The sequence below is a fragment of the Fibrobacter sp. UBA7003 genome (genome assembly GCA_002449765.1).
In the GTDB taxonomy this organism is placed as follows: Bacteria; Fibrobacterota; Fibrobacteria; order Fibrobacterales; family Fibrobacteraceae; genus Fibrobacter.
This window is the reverse complement of sequence record DJXN01000013.1, coordinates 175185-192833: the sequence shown is the minus strand read 5'-3', so window position 1 is coordinate 192833 and position 17649 is coordinate 175185. Positions and strand designations below refer to the sequence as shown.

The window sequence follows — 17649 nt, the reverse complement described above, 5'->3', positions numbered from 1 at the left end:
CTACCTTTCCCCATATTTCTTCTCCCTTAATTCGTAATACTGCAACAGGGGCGTGAGCGTGAGCGTAAGCGTCCCGCCATCGCTCCCTTTCACGACATCGGTGTAATAGTTGCTGATACTCGCGAACAGCCGGAGTCCAAGGCGCAGCTGGCCCTTCTCCTGGTATTTCGTGAAGTAGAAGTCGAACGCCGTCCCGAAATGGAAACCGACCCCGAAATGGGATTCAAGGGGTTCCTGGTCACCCTTTTCCATGAGGTCGCTGAACAGGAGCGTCGGGCCCGCATAGATGCGATTTTCCACATACGGCGTGGAGAACGTGCGGTAGCCCATATAAAGATCCAGCAGGAATACGCTCTGGAACTTGTTTTCGTCGAAATTTTTTGAAGAAAGGAACCGGCCGTTGTAGCCGCCGCCAAAGGCGCCCGGGAAAAATTCGAGGGTGATGTCAAACGAGCCTTCGCTCGGGAAAAAGTCGCGCGTATCACCGAGTCCGAAGGTGAACCCGAGGCCCATGCCCATCTGTATGTTCCAGCCGACGCCCATGCCCTTGTAGAAACTGTTGACAACAAAGTCGCGCTGCTCGATTTTCTTGATGCTGTCGACGTTTGCCAGCACGATTTCGTTCCGTTTTTCCCTGTCCCTTGTCTCGAGCGTCGCGACGAGTACGCGCCAGAACGCACGGTCGCTTGCGCTATGCTTCGCCAGTTCCTTTTCCAGTTCGCCCGAGTTTTTCATCGCCTTGAGGGAGTCCTGCAGCAGCACGAAGATAATCCGTTCTGATTCGTCCATGCTGCCATTTTCCTTGCAGTCGAGCCCGTCTTCGAAGGTGTGCAGGTAGCCGCCCATCAGTTGTTTGGTGCTGCAGGTCAACGGGCTGGGCCACGAATAGAAGAACTTGCCGTCGGCGTATTTCAGGAATTCGTCCAGCTTTTCCATGTTTTCCCGGACAGCATCGCGGTCGCCCGCGCCTAGCGCATCGAGAATCTTCCGCTTGTAAACCGGGGACATATCCTTGGTCATTTCGAGCAAGAACCGGTTCGGCAAGTAATAACCCGGCAGCTTTGCAATGGAATCTATCGACCTGAACTGGTTTTCGTCAATAATTCTCGAATGTCCGTCTTCGAAAAAAATCCTTTCTAACTTCGGATGGACATTTTCCAGAGAAATTTCGGCAAATAGCCCTGGAGGGTCCGTCTCGACAACGGGACCCTGGTGGACAAGGCTGTACCGGACAACCGTCTCCGCCCCCTCGCGTGGATCTATCCAGGTTCGGGTCTTGCGGTCGTAGACTTTCTTGACGACATAGGTCGACTGGACCAAGACATAGATTGTGTTGCCGCTCGCATTGATGTAGGCCTGTTTCAGGTCTTCGGGAGCGGATTCCAGCTTATGGAGCGCCGCATCTCTCTGTTCGTTGTACCATGAGAGGAAGGCGTTTTTCCATTCCGTCGAAATTGTATCGTGGAACCAGGCGTCAATAAAGCCATTCCTATATTTTTTGACAGCTAAGGCGTCGCTGTATTTCTGCACGCCCCAGAATACGAGGCCGGTATCGCTATCGAGCTTCTGCTGCAGGGTGGCGCGGAGCGAATCGGGCACGCGGGACGCGGAAATGGAATCTTGCCGTTCCTCACACCCACGGAACGTACCGCCCGGGCAAGACATGCCCGAGAACGCTGCCGCAAATGCCGTGAGGCAAAGCACGGCAGCCGAAAACAATGCAAACCTGAACCCTTTCATCTTTTCTTCTCCCAATCCCAAAATACAAAAAAAATCAAGGGCCGCAACCGACGATCGCTAGATAAACATCATCGTATTGAGCTTGGCGCGGTATTTCCACGTGAGTTCGTGCTTGGGGCCGAGAACTCCGAACAAGGTAAGCATCGCCTTCTTTGCGGCACCGTCGTTCCATTCGGGCGATTCTACAAACAAGTTAAGGAACGCCTGGAGCGCGCTTTCGAAATCTTCGGCGCAGGCAAGCTTGCAGGCCTCGTGATACACAACAGCTTCCTTGCCCTGGACATCCTTCTTCGCGGCTTCGGCGTGGAAGTCGAGGAGTTCCAGCAGGGATTTCGCCTCGCGGTACTGGTCGTCGGCCTCGTTAAACTTCTGGAGCACTTCCTTCGCCTTCTCGGTATCGCCCATGCCGAGGCTCGCCTTCGCCCACAGCAGCTGCAGTTTCTTGTCGTCGGGAGTCTTCGAAAGGGCTTCCTCGAGCATCGGGAGCGCCTGGTCAAAATTCTTCTGGGCAATCGCGTCTTCGAGCGCCGTCTGGAACCGGGCCTCGTCCGAGACGAAGAACTTCTCGAGTCGTTTCTTGAGGTCGGCTTCGGGGAGAACCCCCGCAATGACGTCCGCAATCTGGCCCTTGTCGACCACGTGGACTTCGGGCACCGAGCGCACACGGAACATCTGGATGAGCTGCATGTTCTCGCGGTCATCGCAACTGACCACCCCGAGGGTGAAGTCCATGCTGGTCGAGAGCTGCCCCATCAGCTGGGAGTAGGGGGCGCAGTCGGGGTATTCGGCAGAGGAGAAAAGCACCGCGACGGCGCGGGTCTCGGAGGCCTGCATGACCTCGGTTTCAAAATTTTCAGCGGTAATCTGTACAACTTTAGCCATATCGCAAATATACAAATTGTTATATTGCGCTATATGAGTTCATGTCCTTTTTGCAAATCCGAAGTGGTGCAGTCGAAAATCGGCCATCTCGACCTTCGCATCTGCCCCAAATGCTTTTCGACATTTTTTCCGTGCGACCAGACGATGGCCCTGCGCGGGGACATGCCCGACCGTTCTCGCGAAATGTGGTACAACGCGCTCAAGGCGAAGAACGTGCCCGACCCCGACATGACGGGTGCCTGCTGCATCGACCACGGCGAACCGCTCGTGGACGGGAACATCCCCGACTACGGGATTCCCGGCAAGGTGACGACCTGCTGCAAGATGTTCCACCTGCCGCCTTCGCAGATGCTTACCATCCTGAAGCGCACGCTCGATGCTCCCTTCCAGAAACCCGGCGGAAACGGGAAGCATCATTTCTTCTTTATCCGCGCGCTCGACGCGCTCATAAACAAGTGGTTTGGAGAGAAAATGCCCGAGGTCGACCCCTTGGACGAAATACCGTACAACCTCCACCTGAAGAAAATTTTCGAATAAAATGAAAAAGACATACGCCGTCCTGGCGGTTGTGGCAATCGCAATTCTCGCCATCTACTTCCTCCTTCCAGACAGGAACTTTTCCGAAGTCGTCTTCCCGGCACCCGAAGGTACCGCTTTCGACAAATACGACGACAAGTCCGACGGCGGATCCTCCGAAGCTGCGCTTTCCATCAAGGATTCTACCGCAAAGTTCACCTGCACTCTCGGGGCGGATACGGCTGCCCCCGCCTGGTGCGGCCTGCTCTGGAACTTCGATCCAGAAGGCAACAAGGACTACCGCAACTGGACTTTCGTCGACACCATATTCCTCGACCTGGAAGCGACGGGAACGACGCAACTGCTGCTGAAGATGTGGACGTTCGATCCCGACGTGACGGATATCGGCAAGTCAGAGACCTTCAAGCTCCTGCTGAAGGAAGTTCCCGTAAGGGCGGGCCGCCAGAAGATTGCCCTCCCGATGGAAGAACTCTACACTCCGGATTTCTGGTACGGCAATGCGGGCGTCGACCCGAAATTCAACAAACGGCACCAGGAATCCGTCGCCCGCGTGGAAATCGCGCCCGGCTGGGAACAGGCTCGCGGCGCGGAATTCTCGGTTGTCCTCTACGGCATTTCCGCAAGCGGGGTGAGCAATTTCTACTTCGGCATCGTACTGTTCGCCTTCCTCGTCATCGTCATCATCGCCGTCGGACGGCGCCACGGGTCCAAGGCAGATGAGAACTAGGACGAAGGCAATCGTCTTTGCTGTGTTCGCCGTGGCATTCGCGGCATGGACTTTCGCTTTCCTGCATTGCAGGGATTCCGAACTGACGGTATTCCCGCAGAGCCACTTCGAATTCTACGAACTTACGGACAGGGCGCAGGGAGGTTCCTCGACGGCCACGCTTTCAGTGTCGGATTCGCAACTCGACGTCGAGGTGAACGTGCGTTCGGGCGTCGCATTCCCGGCAGTGGGTCTGGAGTTCAACCTGAAATCCATTGACAACAGGCCCACGGGACTGTTCGACCTTTCGAAATTCGATTCCCTCGAAGTGACATTTTCGACACGGAGGATGCGTTCGGTTTCGCTGCGCGTCCTGACCGAGGATCCGGTCTATTCGCGGTCTGGCCGCGAATCCCTGCGCGTCCTGACACAGGACGTGCAGGCCGGACGCGCGCCGGCATCCGTCAAGGTCCCGACTTCCGCATTCCGCACCGCTCCCTGGTGGCTTTCGGCGATGGGCCTCGAAGAAGACGACGGACTTTCGCACCTGCACAGGAGCGCCTACCTCGAAGTCGTCTGCGGCAGCGGAGTGATGCGCGGGATTCCAGACGAAATCAGCGTCTCCAGGATTCGACTCCGGGGCGTGAACCGCGATTTCGAAAAGGGAATGCTTGCAGGCGCAGCACTCCTCGCCCTACTCCTTGTTGCCTTTATTATATATATTAAGAAAGCCAAGGGAAAACAGTCGTAACACAGGAGAAAACATGACTAGGTATTGGAATCTGGATCGCGTCATGCGGTTCGTGCTCTGCAGTCTCGGTGTAATCGTCGCATTGGGCCTTGTCTATTACTTGCGCGGAGTGCTCTTTCCGTTCATTGCCGCTTTCCTCATCGCCTACATCGTCGACCCGATTGTAAACAAACTACAGAAACTGGTCAAGAAGCGCGTCATTGCGGTCATCATCGTGCTGCTCGCCTTCGCCCTGATTCTTTTCGGAGTCGGGAGGGTTTTCATTCCGCAAATCGTGCGCGAAGTCCAGACGCTCGGGACATTGATTGCAAGGATGTTTACGGACTCCGAATGGTCTTCACGCCTGAACGACGTACTCCCCGCCAACTTGTGGGAGACCGTGCGTTCCATGATTTCTTGGGACAAACTAGCAGCGGCCATGCAACACATGGATTTCTGGAGCGAAGTCCAGAGCATCGCATCGAAGGTCCTGCCCGGCGCATGGGGCGTGCTTTCCTATACGGGTTCCGTGATCGTGTGGTTCTCGAGCGCCGCCATCATTTTCATGTATCTCGTGTTCATCATGCTCGACATGCACAAGCTGCGCAACGGCCTTTTGCTGACATTCCCGAAACGTTTCCGCAAGCAGGCTAGTTTGTTCGCAAGTGAAACAGACAAATTCATGGGCAACTATTTCCGCGCCCAGGCCCTAGTGGCACTGCTGGTCGGGATTCTCTACGCCATCGCGTTCGGCATCATGGGACTGCCCATGGGAGTCGCCTTCGGGCTTTTCTCCGGAGCGCTCAACATGATTCCCTACATGCAGCTCACCACCATCCCGCTCGCACTGCTACTGGCGGTCGTCCACGCCCTCAACACGGGGCTTCCCTTCTGGGAAGTGGCCATCATCATCGCATCCATCTACCTCGTCATCCAGGTTATCGAAGACTTCTTCCTCGTGCCGCACATCGTCGGGAAGTCGATGGACTTGCCTCCCGTGGGCATCCTCCTCTCCCTTTCCATATGGGGTAAGTTGTTGGGCTTCTTAGGCTTACTTGTCGCGATACCCTTCACATGCATCTGCCTCGTGTACCTGAAAAAGTTCCACGAGATATCGGAAACGGCCAACGCGAGCGAGGTCGAACCACCGCCCGAGGCTTGATTTTAAAGGGCTCAGAAAAAGACACTTTTTTCAAAAAAAGTTTTCCACATGTGAAAAAAAAAGGTATAATATCACCATACAATTAATCTCAACAACTCAAGGAGTTATAAAATGAACAAACAAGAACTCATCGACGCCATCCTCGCCAACAAGGAAGCTGGCATTGAATCCAAGGCTGCTGCTGCCCGCGCTGTTGACGCCGTTCTCGACGGTATCGCCGCTGGTGTCAAGAAGGACGGCAACGTCCAGCTCATCGGCTTCGGCACCTTCGCTGTGAAGGAACGCGCTGCCCGTGACGGCCGCAACCCGCTCACCGGTGAAAAGATCAAGATCAAGGCTTCCAAGACTGTTGGCTTCAAGGCCGGCGCCGCCCTCAAGGCTTCTGTCGCTGCCAAGAAGGCTGCTGCCAAGAAGGGCAAGAAGTAATTCTTCTTTGTGTACGAAAAAGACCCCGCATCAGCGGGGTCTTTTTTTATTTAGTGGTCGATACAGAACTCGAATCTGTGACCTCTACCATGTCAAGGTAGCGCTCTAACCAACTGAGCTAATCGACCATTAAGGTAGCCCAATAGTAGAAACTTGCATTGAGTTTGTCAAGGGATAAAGGCGCACAATTCTCGCGACATATTGCCGAAATTCGTGTTTTTTCGAGGAGTCAGCGATCTTCCTTGGGAATCCAGTAACGCAACCGCCCCGTAATGTGCAATGCAGGGAGCGAATCCTCGCAATGGCCGCCGCGGCAATCTACCGCATAGAGGTCGAGGTTGGCGGTCCAGGTGGAATCGTCCTTCTGGTCAAAGTGAAGCGTGCTGCGCCCCGCGTCGATGCTTCCCTTTTCGGAATTTTCGGCAACGAACCAGGAATACTGCCCCTGTACGGGGTGGTTATCCCCGAGGACCGGCGAATTGACCATGATGGAAAACTGGTCACCGTCAGCGCTCTCTTCGATCTGCGTCCTTAGAAACAGATAGTGATGGCTATTATGGATGAAGGGGATTTCCACGTCATCGGGAGCAAGCTCGACAGTCCTGCTTTTCTCGCCATTTATTTTGTACTTAATGTAGCCGCCGCCCTTGACTTCCCAGCTGTCGTTGATACCGCTACAGGCATAAAGCCCTAGCGCAAGAGCCGGGAAGATGGAAAGGATACGCCGCATCAGTTCTTGATTTCGCCGCCGGATTCTGCCGCCCTGCGCGCCCTCGGGTCTTCGAGAATGTAGAGCGGGAGATAGGAAATTTCTTCGTCATCGATAAGGAGGCGCACGATATACTTGTCGGGGCGCGCAATCTGAAGGCGCTGCATGTTGAGGACAAGGTTTATCGCGGCCGTGTCGAGACCGTCGGCGACGGGCTCGAATGGAATCTTCGATTCCATGACGGGCACTATCGGGTGCCCGCACACGTCCTCGATGGAAAGCTTCAGGTTGTGGATTCCCGCCTCGGAACGCTGGTAGCGGATGCGGAAAGCCGCCGCACACTGCGGAATGACAAAGGGGAACTGCGGAGGGAACGCCCTGTCGAACGCCCCGAGGATATTGAGCCTGCCGCCGATTCCGTTCGCGGTGGCGGCATCGCAGATTGCTGCTATTTCGATATTCATCAATGAACCGTCCATGAATCGGCCACATACTTCATGACGATGGGGCCGAAGTTGACACCTCTACCGCCCGCATTTTCCCAGGCCAGCATGGAAATGAAGACCTTTCCGTCGCTTGCAACTGCGATATCGGGAACCGAGCCGCGGAGATAGTAGTGCTTGCTGTTGTAGAATACAGTCTTGAAGTAGGGCAACTCGTTTTCGCCCATGAGCTTCCACGTGCTTCCGTCGAGGTAGAACACGTGGCTCTGCGCGAGCGAGGGTTTGCCCTTGTCGTCGATAATCGCGTAAAGCTTATTGTCGAAGGCGGCAAGCTTGATATGGTATGCCAAGATGCCTTCGTGGATGGATTGTCCGAACACTCCCGACTTGTTCCATGTGATGGAGGATGTGTTTGCGCTTCCCTTGTACACGTAAGGTCCGTACGATTCGGTATTGCGGTTCAGGAATCCCAGATAGAGCGTGTTCCCATCGGCCACGAGGTTGATTCCGTTCATGTTCTGTTCGATCTTCTCGGAATTCTTCTTCAAGGCGTAATCACTGCCGTACAAGGTGTAGTAGGCCTGGTAAGCCGACGTCGTATCGACAAAGACGAACGCGAGCATGCCGTTCTGCATATAGGCGACCTGCTGTTCGCGCATCTTCAGCGGATGGTTCGTGTATGTGGTATCGCAGACGGTCCTGCGGTGTTCCGTGCGGCAATTCGAAGTCGTGAACGTCCGGTATGTGGGGACGCTTACGTCGGCCGTGACCCATGCAGAGCCGTCCCAGCGGCTGTACATCGTTGCATTCGTAGTTGTCTTGAGGTAGCTTACGAGCGGGTACCCGGAAGTGGGATGGCAATCGAGCGCCATGATGGAGGCCTCTTCGATGGCATCGCCCACGGAGGCCCAGGTCGAAGTTCCGTTCGCAGACCTGTAGACGGAGAGGTTACCCGCGCTTGTGAGGACCGCGAGATAGAGGTCGCTCCCGCCAGACTTGAGCTTGAGGGAAACGATGGAATCTGCAACTGAAATTCCGGCCGTACTGATGGATTTCCAGGTGCTTCCGTCGAGATACTTCGTCGTGACCGCCTTCGCGCCGGAGAGGTAGGCCACGACAGGTTTTGCGCCCGCCACGGCAATAACCGGCGGAGTCGTCATCTTGCTCGTCTCGAGAACCGTATCGCTCGTGGCGAGATTCCGCCATGCCTTGCGGAAGTAGACCTTGCGGCAGACTTCTTCGGCACGGTGTCTGGAGAAGAACGCCTGGTTCGGATGCGCCGACGTGCTATCGCGGTAGTCGAGGCAGATGGTGAGCGAATTTTCCCTGGAACTGCGGATGAACGCGGAGTTGAATTCGGCGATATTGGTATCGAGAGAACCGTCATGGTTGCCCTGGTAGTAGTTGCCATCGACATTGCTGAAGCTCCACCAGAAGTCCTGATGGTTCTCGTCGCCGATCGTACCGAGTGTCGATTTCTTGCCGCCCCACGAAGTATCGTAGAAGTAGTAGGATTCACCGCTATCGAAGGATTCGTCGCCGCTCCAGAGATACACCGTATCGGCCGCGGTAATCACGCCCACGGGCGACTGCTTGATGATACGGACAAAGGTCGTATCGCTAAACACCGCCTTGGTACTCGATTCCTCGGCGCTGACGACGCAGTACAGGTCCCTGCCGTCCACCGTGTATTCGCCGGGCCGGAAATCATAGAAACTGGACCCGTTCTTGTAGTAATCATACCGCGTGACGTTCGCTTCGAGCGAAGTATCCTTTTTCTGGTCGAAGCATTCCCAGGTGAACCAGCTGATGCCCTGCCAAACGTTGTTGACCGTGGCATTGAGTTCAAAGAGGTCGCCCGCCGTCACGTAGATTTCCTCGTCCTTCACGGAAATGACGGGAAGCTCGGTAGAATACTGGATCCTCATCGTATCCATCGCCATGTTTCCATCGTTGTCCGTGGCGCGCGCAACACAGTAGAAGGTCGCCGTCGCGGCGGGTGCCTTCCAGACCGTATCGTACTGAGAAACAGTCTTCCAGTTATTCGCGATTTCGGAAGGCGTCCCGCAGCTCCATTCCCGCTTCTCGATGAAGCCCGGGAAGTCGGGATAGTCGTAGGCCGTGGCGCCCAGCACGATGTTGTAGCCCTCGCGGACGACAGCCGACTCGTTTGCGACAACAACGGTCGGAGGCGCAAGGATGATATCGATCAGGGTCGTATCGCGCGAGGTATTGCCGTCGTCGTCGGTAACGCGGATAATGCACTTGTAGCCGTTCTGGGCCGTAGCAGGCATGGAGGCCGAATACTGCGGGGAAGTCGCGCTGGAGTAGGTGAACCCGATATTCTGCGCATCGGCAGAACCGCATCCCCATTCGTAGAGCACGATTCGCCCATAAAGGTCGCTCGCCATGGCGTCGAGCCCGAGAGTATCCTTGATGGTGACGGTGTAATTGCCCAGCACCTGGACTGTCGGCGGGTCCTGCAGCACATTGAATACCGCCGTATCGCTCGCCTGGTTATTGTCGTCGTCGGTGACGCGGATGGCGCAGTACCAGTTGCACGCCTCGGGCGGCATCGTGACGGTCGGGGTCGTATTCTTTGCAAAACTCGTCCAGCCGTTTTTCAGGTTCGCGCGGACACTGTCGCAGGCCAATTCGTAGCCCACAATTTCACCGAGGGTATCCATCGCAACGAATCCAAGCTGCACCTGGTCCTTGATGGTGAGCGTCTGGTTCGTGATGTTGAGCGAGACGTACGGGAGATCCAGCAGCACCCTGAAGTATGCCGTATCGTTGGCCGTTTCGCCGTCGTCGTCGGTCGCCCTGACAATGCACTTGTAGTTTTCGGACGCGATTCCCGGCATCTGGACGGAAATGGGAAGATTCGAGAGCGACTGCTGCGGGGTCGCAAAAGTGGTGTCGTAGTCGAAGGCGACTATGGTTCCGTTGGAGCAGCCCCATTCGATCTTCGCGATGGTCCCGAACCTGTCGCTTGCGTTCACCCTGAGTTCCACAGACGAATTGATCTTGTGGCGATTGTCCATGGATTCCGACGTCACCTGGATTGTAGGCGGATCGGGGATTACGTTCACAAGCAGCGTATCCGCTCGCTGTACGAGTGCGGAATTCTCGATTTTCACGATAAGTTTCTTGGTTCCGGGAGCCGACCACGAAATATCGCCTTCCAGACGGTCGTCCGTCGGGCACGGAGTGCCGCCGGCGCAAATCCAGCTGAGCGTAAAGAACTTGTCTCCGGAATCGCTGTTGTTGCCATCCGCAAAAAGCTTATAGGAGATGACATCGTTCACGGAAACGTTTGTATCGTTCGTCGGGGATTCGAAATAGACGACAGGGCCGTCATTGAAGAAGCCGAAGCGCACCTTGTTCGTAACGACTCCGTCATCCGTCCTTGCCACCATTTCGTAGAAGGCCCCTATACGGATGTCACCCGGCAGCATCGTCTTGTCAAGGACCAAGGTCGCCACGCTGTCGTCAATCTCGGTACGGAATACCGACGCGTTTTCGACATTCGATTCCCACGTGACGCTATCCGGCATCGGGAGGGCGTTTTCGACCTTCGCCTTGAACGTGAACGAATGGAGGAGGTTGATCATCGAAGTCGCCTTGTCATCCACCGTAAGCGTTATATTCGAAGCGCGGACCATAAAGTTCAGCTTGGTCGTATCCGAGACTAGCCCCGCGCTATCCTTGACCACGAGAGCGAGGGAATGTTCCCCGTCCGCAAGGTTTTCGACATTCTTCGTCCAGCTGTTCACCGTAAAGTAAGACGCCTCGGTTTCCACCCCGTCAAGCCAGGCTTTCGCGGAATCGACCTGCGAACCGAAGTCGTAGAGCCTGAACGCGAACTGGTAGTCGCGCACGCGGATAGTATCCAGTTTCTTATTGAAGACGATGACGGGCGCCGCCGTATCCTTGAGCGTAAGCGTCGGGAGTTCGGTGGTATCGTCGGCGATGACAATCCTGTCCTTGAGGCTTGCGCGGTCGAACCTGTAGTTCGTGGTATCGATGGCGTAGACGTCATAAGATCCCGGGGGGACGTTCATGCTGTAGTAGCCGCTCTCCTTCGTGGTACCGTAGAAGAAGTTCCCGAGCGTATCTTCCATGGCGATGCGGATTCCCGAATGATGGTGCCAGCTCTGGTATTTCGCATAGCCGTTGAAGTTTCCGTTCGTATTGTCGAGGTTCCCGAGGAAGAACTTCCACGGTCTCGACTTCCCGCCGTCGTCGACATGCTTCGCGACAACCGTATCGTAGCCGTCGGTCACCCAGACATCCCAGTAGAGGATGCCGGAGAGGCCAATCAGGTTCTTGCCTGTCGTATCGACAATCTCGAAGCTCTTCTCGGCGATATCGCGTGCGACAAGGTATTCCTCGGGGTCGGTAAAGATGGGCGGGTTGCGTCCGTCGGGGCTCTTCGCCACGCGGATGTAGTAACGGAGCGAGCCCGGGTTGTCCTGGTCTTCGGCGCGGTAGTAGAAGGCGAAACGTTCCTTGCTGCTGAAGCGGCCGCCGTCCAGCGGCTGCAACAGTTCAATCGTGGGCAACTGGTTGAAATGCAGGTAGACCGTATCGAGGGTCTCGTTGCCGTCGTCGTCCACCGCGATGACATAGACCGTCTGGTTCCCGAGCGAGTCGACGTAATCCTTCTTGTAGGGAATCGAGATGGCGAGGCTGTCGCTCCCCTTGACCTTCTTTGTATCCCAGACCTTGGCGGAATCCTTGCCCGGGCCATCGATATCGACCTTGACTTCGACCACGGTGCCGAAGGAATCGGCCGCCCAGATATTGAAATTCGCGGCCTTCTTGTGACGCGCCTTCACCGTATCGCGCGGGACGTAGAGCATGGGAGGCGTATCGATGACACGGACATAGAGCGGCCTCCTGTGGATACCCGCCGTATCTATGGCGTTGTTACCGTCAATCGCGCGGAAAATGGGGAAATAGACGCCGGCGCTATCGTAGGCCCAACTTTGCGCCACGGTGTTCTCGCTCGTGACGACGCTGTCGCCAAAGATCCATTCGAACCTGTAAATCTTGTCGGCGTAGAGAGGCAGGAATCCCATAAAGTAGACGGAATCGCCGACCGTCACCGTAATCGTGTCCGCGACGGAATCGGCCGGGAGGGTCATCGTCGTAATAGAATCCGCGAAAGCTTCGGCATTCTCGAAGGGGTGATCAAAGGCGAATACGATGGAATGGTTGTTCCTGAGCCGGACGTTTTCCACAATGGAAGATTCCCTTGAACAGGCGAATAGGGCCACAAGGCATGCCGCCAAGGCTAGAATCAGGCAAGAATTTCTCAATCGCATATCGGATTCCTCATTAGACACGAAATAACGGGGCGCCTATGGGGGCGTCCTGCATTTTTAAATTTATCTTTTTAATTCGAAAAAACAAACGCCTATCTTTGTTTATATATTCTACTATGTAGGTTTTTGAGGCTTTTATGGAAGAAATCCCCCTCTGGTACTGGCTTTTGGTGTTTTTTGCCTTCGGCGCGTGCGTCGGGAGCTTCTACAACGTGATTGTTTACCGCATGCCCCGCGGGATTTCGCTCATCAACCCGCCGAGCCACTGTCCGCTGTGCAAGAAGCACATCCCCATCCGCTACAACCTGCCTATCGTGGGGTGGCTATGGCTACGCGGGAAGAGCGCCTGCTGCCACCAGCCCATCAGCGTCATCTACCCGATTGGGGAGGCGCTGTGCGGCTTGCTGGGTGCGATTGCGCTGTTTGCTGCCGTCGCGGTAGTGGGCGGTGTGCCGGTATCGGCCTCTTTTTTCACGGCGCCGGTCACTGAACCCGCGGTGTGGGCGTCGGCATTTGCGATGTTTTGGCTTTTGCTCGGGGCGTACCCGGTATGTGCGGTCGACTGCAAGTACAAACTGATTCCCGATTCCATCTCGGTGGGCGGGATTGTCGCTGGCCTTTTGATTTCGATTATCCCCGGCGGTGTCGCTCCGCTCCAGAGCCTGGTCGGGGCGGTGGTCGCGGGCGGCGGACTCTACCTGGTGGGTTGGTGCGCGACGAAACTTCTGAAGAAGGAAGCCATGGGCTTCGGCGACGTAAAGCTCCTCGCGGGCTACGGCGCACTGATGGGCGTGACGGGCGCGGTCGAGACGCTAATCGTGGCCGCGATCCTCGGCATCGTCGTGATGGTCCCCTACGGCAAGATTGCCGCTCGTCGCAATGCCGCTGGCCAGGATGCCGCCGAAACCTCGGGACAGATTCCCTTCGGGCCGTTCCTCGCGGTGGCCGCACCCTTCATGTACCTCTGGGGCGAGACTCTATTTAAGTTGTACATAAAGCTCGTGTTCGGGGAATAAGTCGATTTTGACATTTTTGGGGATTAAATGAAGTTTCTTTGACCATTTAATCCCCATTTTCAGGGAAATCACTCAATTCGGATTGCTTTTTGCATGTTGCGGGAGCCGGCGCGCACCTTTACGATGTATATCCCGCGGGGGAGGCCGCTCGTGCTGATTGCCGCGCGGCCGATGCTTTCACGCACCAGCTTGCCGGTCGCACTGAAAACCTGCACGCGGGTTGCGGGCGAGTATTCCAGGCGCGGCTCCGCGAGGCCGCTAGCGAGTCCACCGATTGCTGTCGTCGTGTCGGAGGTGTCGGGCTTCGTCACGTTCACTGCGGTCAGTTCCAGCTGGTCGAGGTTCGGGCCGTCGTTTCCGCCCACGGTCGCGAATGTGATGGTGCTAGCGCCAAACGGCAGCATGATGGAAACGTCCTTCGTCACGTAGGTGGTCCAGTTGCCGGTCGTCGCGAATTCGACCTCCTGCGATTCGCTCGCATCGCCCTTGATGGAAAGGCTGCGGGCCGCATTGCTCCCGTTCGCGTATGTCAGGGTAAGTTTGTATTCGCCGGCCCCGTCAGCATAAACCGGCACCTTCACGCTCGATGTTCCCGTGCCGAAGTTCACGTAGCCCGCACCCGCGAAACCCGCGTTGCTACTCTCGTTGACGGCATTCTCGATAACGCCCTCTTCGGCCTGGAACTTGCCCGAGCCATCGCCGATGAACGAGGGCGTAAGTTCGATGTCGCCTGCAGCGGTAATGCTTGCCTGCGGTTTGCTCGCGTCGATACCCGCGGCGCTCTTGCCGCTCCAGCCGGCGAATTTCCAGCCGGAGTTGGGAGTGGCGGTGAATGTCGCCGTCTTGCCTTCCATGACCTTGTCGCCGCTGAGGTTTGTGCTGACCTTGCCACCGATGGCGTCGCCAAGCGTCACCTTGTAGTAGGTGGCGTTCGCGTCAATAGTCATGACTTCGTTGGAGTATGCGCCGAGACCGCCCATGCTGTTGGCCGCACGCACCGTAATCTTCGAGCCCACCGCGATGCCTTCGAGCGAGAAGCTCGGAGTAATCACGTTGGCCTTGTACTTGCCGTTCACGAAAATAACCCATGCGCGTGCGTTGTTATCGTCGGCCCATGTAATTTCGGCGCCTTCCTGCGCAATTTTCGGAGCGTTCACCTGCGCGGTCAACTTGGTCGGATCCCAGTTGTCGCTACCCTTGAGCACGTTTTGGAGCGTGTACTTCGCGGCATCGCTTGCGTTCCACACCGTCTTGAGCGTGGTCGCGGTCGAGGCGTCCTTGCCGCCATTGAAATACGTCTTGCGCTGGCTCGTGTTCACAGCGTTGCCGTTGCCGTCCTTGCTGTTGTATTCGCCAAAAACCTGCGGGGCGGAATTCATGTCGGGCCCCCAGCCTTCGCCCTTGGGCTGCGCAATCATTTTTGTGTTCAGGAAGACCGTCTTTGCGTGGCCCCAGGAACGCCCCAGGTAGAAAGTGCCGTTGAAACTGTTGTTGCTTACCGTGATGGTCGCGTTGTTGAAGACGTAGCCCCAGTCACCCGGATTTTGCGATGCAGTGATGTAGCCGCCGTTTCGTGTCATCACGAGCTTGGTGCCTTCGAAGAACACGTCGCCGCCACCGCAGATGAAGTCCACCGTGCCGTCGATTTCGCCGCCTTCCCAGTAGGTGCGGCCCTTCTTGGTGTAGTAGGTATCCTGACCGCTTAAAAGGCGCACGTTCTTGTAGATAAACTTGTCGCCCTCGTTCTGCTGCAGGGCCACCTGGCGCGCCGCGTTGCCGGAGTTGTATGTGCCCTTGTTCTGCAGGGTGATGTCCTGCATGTACATCTCGTTGTTTTTCGGGAAGTATATTGTCGCCGTGAGGCTTATGCCCTCGGTGTCGGTCGTGTTCGCGATGATCGTCTTTTCGAGGCTCTGCCCGATAATCGAGAGGTACGAGGCGCTCACGGTCGATTTCCCGTGGCTGTCGCCCGTAAGCTTGGTGATGTCGTATTCGCCATCGGGCACGAAGATGACGAAGCGGTTGCTGGCAGATGCGCCCGACTTGCTGGCAGCAGCAACAGCCGCCTTGAAATCGCCATCGACACCGACCACGAAATCGATTTTCTTTTTTTCGACTGCGGATGCGCTCACCGCAAGAGCGAGGAATGTGCAAACTGCAAACCTGTTCATGATTACCTCGCCACGCCGTTTACTCGGAACACCTTGCCGTTGCCGCGCCTAAGGTACACGCCCGCGCTGTTGCCGTGGGTGCCGAAGTCCACGAAGTAGCGGTCCGCGGGAGCCCCGACTGCGGAGCGGCGCATGTCGCGCTTCCCAATAAACTCCGTGGTGTCGCCCGGAGTCGTGCTGGTATCGCCCACATCGACCTTGCCCACGAGCAGGTCCTCGTTCATCCAGCCGATGTAATCGATATTCGCCATGCCGTCTTTCGAGAGGCTCGTGAACTTGAGTTCGCTGTAGCCCGCGGGCAGTTCCACCTCGACGGATTGCGTTTTCCAGGTGGTCCAGCCGCCGGTCGATTCCATGTTCCCGCTTTCGATGAGCGTCCTGTCGTCTGCAGTAACGCTGAACCCGCGTTCTGCGCTCCCGCCGTTCGCAAAGCTGATATAGAGCGTGTACTTGCCCTCGGCTTTTGCCGTCACGCCGTAGGTCACGAAACTTCCCGTCGCGTTGGCTACGTTCGCGTAGCCTTCGCCCACGAATCCCGTGTTGCTCGATTCCTTCACGCCGTCGATTTCAACAAAGTTCACGCCGTCGATAAACACCTTGCAGGAATCGCTCCCGCACATGGCCGCCGGCGGGGGCGGTTCCACGTAGGTTCCCTGCAGCTTTTCGAGTGCCGCGAGGTATGCCGATTCTGCGCTCAGCAGGGCGGAACCGTAGTCGCCTGCCCACTGGTAACCCGTGCGGCGTTCCTCGCTAATCTTGGTGAAGTCCTGCGTCTTGGTGCTTGCGCCGTCGCGGTCGCAGAAGAAGTAGTTGTCGTTGTTCACCTCGTAGAAGCGGTACCACAGCACGTTTCCGTCGCGCTGCTCGAAAGTCCCCGCCTTCTTATTGAAGTAGAGCCCCACGACGCGGGTCTTCTTGTACCAGGCGATTGCGCCCTTGACCGCCTTCTGGATGGCTTCGGTTTGTTCGGGCCAGTTCATCAGGAACCATACCACGCCGGCGGATTCGCTGCCCGACTTGGATTCCAGTTCGTAGGCGCGTGCGGGGCGCGGCGCATAGTTTGCCGTGTCGTGCTGGGCGCACCATACCGTCAAGTTTCCGTTGTTCACAATCTGCGCCTTGAGCAGGTAGTCGACAGCCTTGTCGAGGGCGGACTTCATCTTGTTCCGGGTCGCATCGTCGATGATGTCGCTGTCGAAGGGCGAAGTCCTGTTCGCGATATCCATCATCGTGACCATCGCGCGCACCATCGCGTTGTCGTTGAGCGTCACGTGGTCGCTGTAGTTGCCGCGCTTGGGCCAAACCTGCGGGAGGCCTCCCGTGGAACGTTGCATGGTGAGGATAAAGTTCAATGCCTTGTTGAAGCTCGACTTGAAGGTCGCCTTGTAATTACTGTTCGTTGTTTCCTTGTAGCGCACCGCCAGCAGGCGCATTTCCTGGATAGTCGCGTTGTTGTCGATGGTGCCGAGGTCGCCGCCGTCCTTGGAGCGCCATTCCGACTTTTGCCCGCCGGTGTATGCACTCTTGTACTTGTCGGCCATCGCCTTGTAAAAACCGCCGTTGCTGATTTGCCACGTGGTCATGTTGTAGGTGTACTGGTCGATATCCATGCCGGAAGCGGCCGAGGTCAGTTCCGAATAGCCGCGGTAGCTGTTGATTTTCGAGACCGCCGTTGCGGGGGGGACGTAGTCTGCCGCCAAAGCGAAAGAGCCTCCCGATAACAGGGGGAGCGTTACAAGAATTCCAAACCAGCGTTTTTCCATAACATCCTCACGTTAAGAAAACTATGCCATACAG

Annotated in this window: 13 protein-coding genes and 1 tRNA gene; 6 read left to right on the top strand and 8 right to left on the bottom strand. The window is 56.5% G+C overall.

All coding sequences use genetic code 11. From position 1 onward, the window contains the following. Both B2952_RS10510 and B2952_RS10505 read right to left on the bottom strand, forming a co-directional pair. Entirely contained in the window at window positions 1–1740 is a 1740-nt protein-coding gene (locus B2952_RS10510; RefSeq protein WP_290736432.1) for a hypothetical protein, read from the bottom strand. Between the two features lie 57 nt (window positions 1741–1797). Continuing rightward, a complete protein-coding gene (locus B2952_RS10505) occupies window positions 1798–2622 on the bottom strand; it encodes a tetratricopeptide repeat protein (protein ID WP_290736435.1) in 825 nt (274 codons plus the stop codon). Window positions 2623–2655: 33 nt separating this feature from the next. Here B2952_RS10505 and B2952_RS10500 point away from each other — a divergent pair, with 33 nt between their 5' ends. The 5 genes from B2952_RS10500 (at window position 2656) to B2952_RS10480 (ending at window position 6183) form a co-directional block, all read left to right on the top strand. Continuing rightward, window positions 2656–3159: a hypothetical protein gene (locus B2952_RS10500; protein ID WP_173365016.1), complete on the top strand. Its 504-nt coding sequence runs from the start codon at window positions 2656–2658 to the stop codon at window positions 3157–3159. Window position 3160: 1 nt separating this feature from the next. Next, a complete protein-coding gene (locus B2952_RS10495; protein WP_290736438.1) occupies window positions 3161–3886 on the top strand; it encodes a hypothetical protein in 726 nt (241 codons plus the stop codon). Then, window positions 3876–4616, top strand: a complete 741-nt coding sequence (locus B2952_RS10490; protein WP_290736440.1) for a hypothetical protein — start codon at window positions 3876–3878, stop codon at window positions 4614–4616. Before B2952_RS10495 ends, B2952_RS10490 begins: the two co-directional genes overlap by 11 nt. Before the next feature lie 13 nt (window positions 4617–4629). Beyond that, window positions 4630–5757 (top strand): AI-2E family transporter, encoded by a 1128-nt coding sequence (locus B2952_RS10485; protein ID WP_290736443.1) that lies wholly within the window; start codon window positions 4630–4632, stop codon window positions 5755–5757. Between the two features lie 111 nt (window positions 5758–5868). Beyond that, window positions 5869–6183 carry an HU family DNA-binding protein gene (locus B2952_RS10480; RefSeq protein ID WP_173365020.1) on the top strand — a complete coding sequence of 105 codons (315 nt, stop codon included), beginning with the start codon at window positions 5869–5871 and terminating at the stop codon, window positions 6181–6183. 54 nt (window positions 6184–6237) lie between these two features. Here B2952_RS10480 and B2952_RS10475 read toward each other — a convergent pair. The 4 genes from B2952_RS10475 to B2952_RS10460 form a co-directional block, all read right to left on the bottom strand. Next, a tRNA-Val gene (locus B2952_RS10475) sits at window positions 6238–6311 on the bottom strand. Between the two features lie 101 nt (window positions 6312–6412). Then, on the bottom strand, window positions 6413–6913 hold the full coding sequence (locus B2952_RS10470) for a hypothetical protein (protein WP_290736446.1): 501 nt from the start codon (window positions 6911–6913) through the stop codon (window positions 6413–6415). Further along, window positions 6913–7356 carry a DUF6941 family protein gene (locus B2952_RS10465; RefSeq protein ID WP_173365022.1) on the bottom strand — a complete coding sequence of 148 codons (444 nt, stop codon included), beginning with the start codon at window positions 7354–7356 and terminating at the stop codon, window positions 6913–6915. Before B2952_RS10465 ends, B2952_RS10470 begins: the two co-directional genes overlap by 1 nt. After that, the gene (locus tag B2952_RS10460; protein ID WP_290736449.1) at window positions 7356–12665 is read right to left on the bottom strand and encodes a hypothetical protein; all 5310 of its coding nucleotides are present in this window, start codon (window positions 12663–12665) and stop codon (window positions 7356–7358) included. The genes B2952_RS10465 and B2952_RS10460 overlap by 1 nt, the downstream gene beginning before the upstream one ends. Window positions 12666–12802: 137 nt before the next feature. On the opposite strand from B2952_RS10460, the gene B2952_RS10455 reads away from it, so the two are divergent. Continuing rightward, on the top strand, window positions 12803–13681 hold the full coding sequence (locus B2952_RS10455; protein ID WP_290736452.1) for a prepilin peptidase: 879 nt from the start codon (window positions 12803–12805) through the stop codon (window positions 13679–13681). Window positions 13682–13749: 68 nt separating this feature from the next. On the opposite strand, the gene B2952_RS10450 is transcribed toward B2952_RS10455, so the two are convergent. Together B2952_RS10450 and pelA are read right to left on the bottom strand one after the other, a co-directional pair. Further along, entirely contained in the window at window positions 13750–15852 is a 2103-nt protein-coding gene (locus tag B2952_RS10450; protein WP_290736455.1) for a pectinesterase family protein, read from the bottom strand. A gap of 2 nt (window positions 15853–15854) precedes the next feature. Continuing rightward, window positions 15855–17615 carry a pectate lyase gene (gene pelA, locus B2952_RS10445; protein WP_290736458.1) on the bottom strand — a complete coding sequence of 587 codons (1761 nt, stop codon included), beginning with the start codon at window positions 17613–17615 and terminating at the stop codon, window positions 15855–15857. Between the last annotated feature and the right edge of the window lie 34 nt (window positions 17616–17649).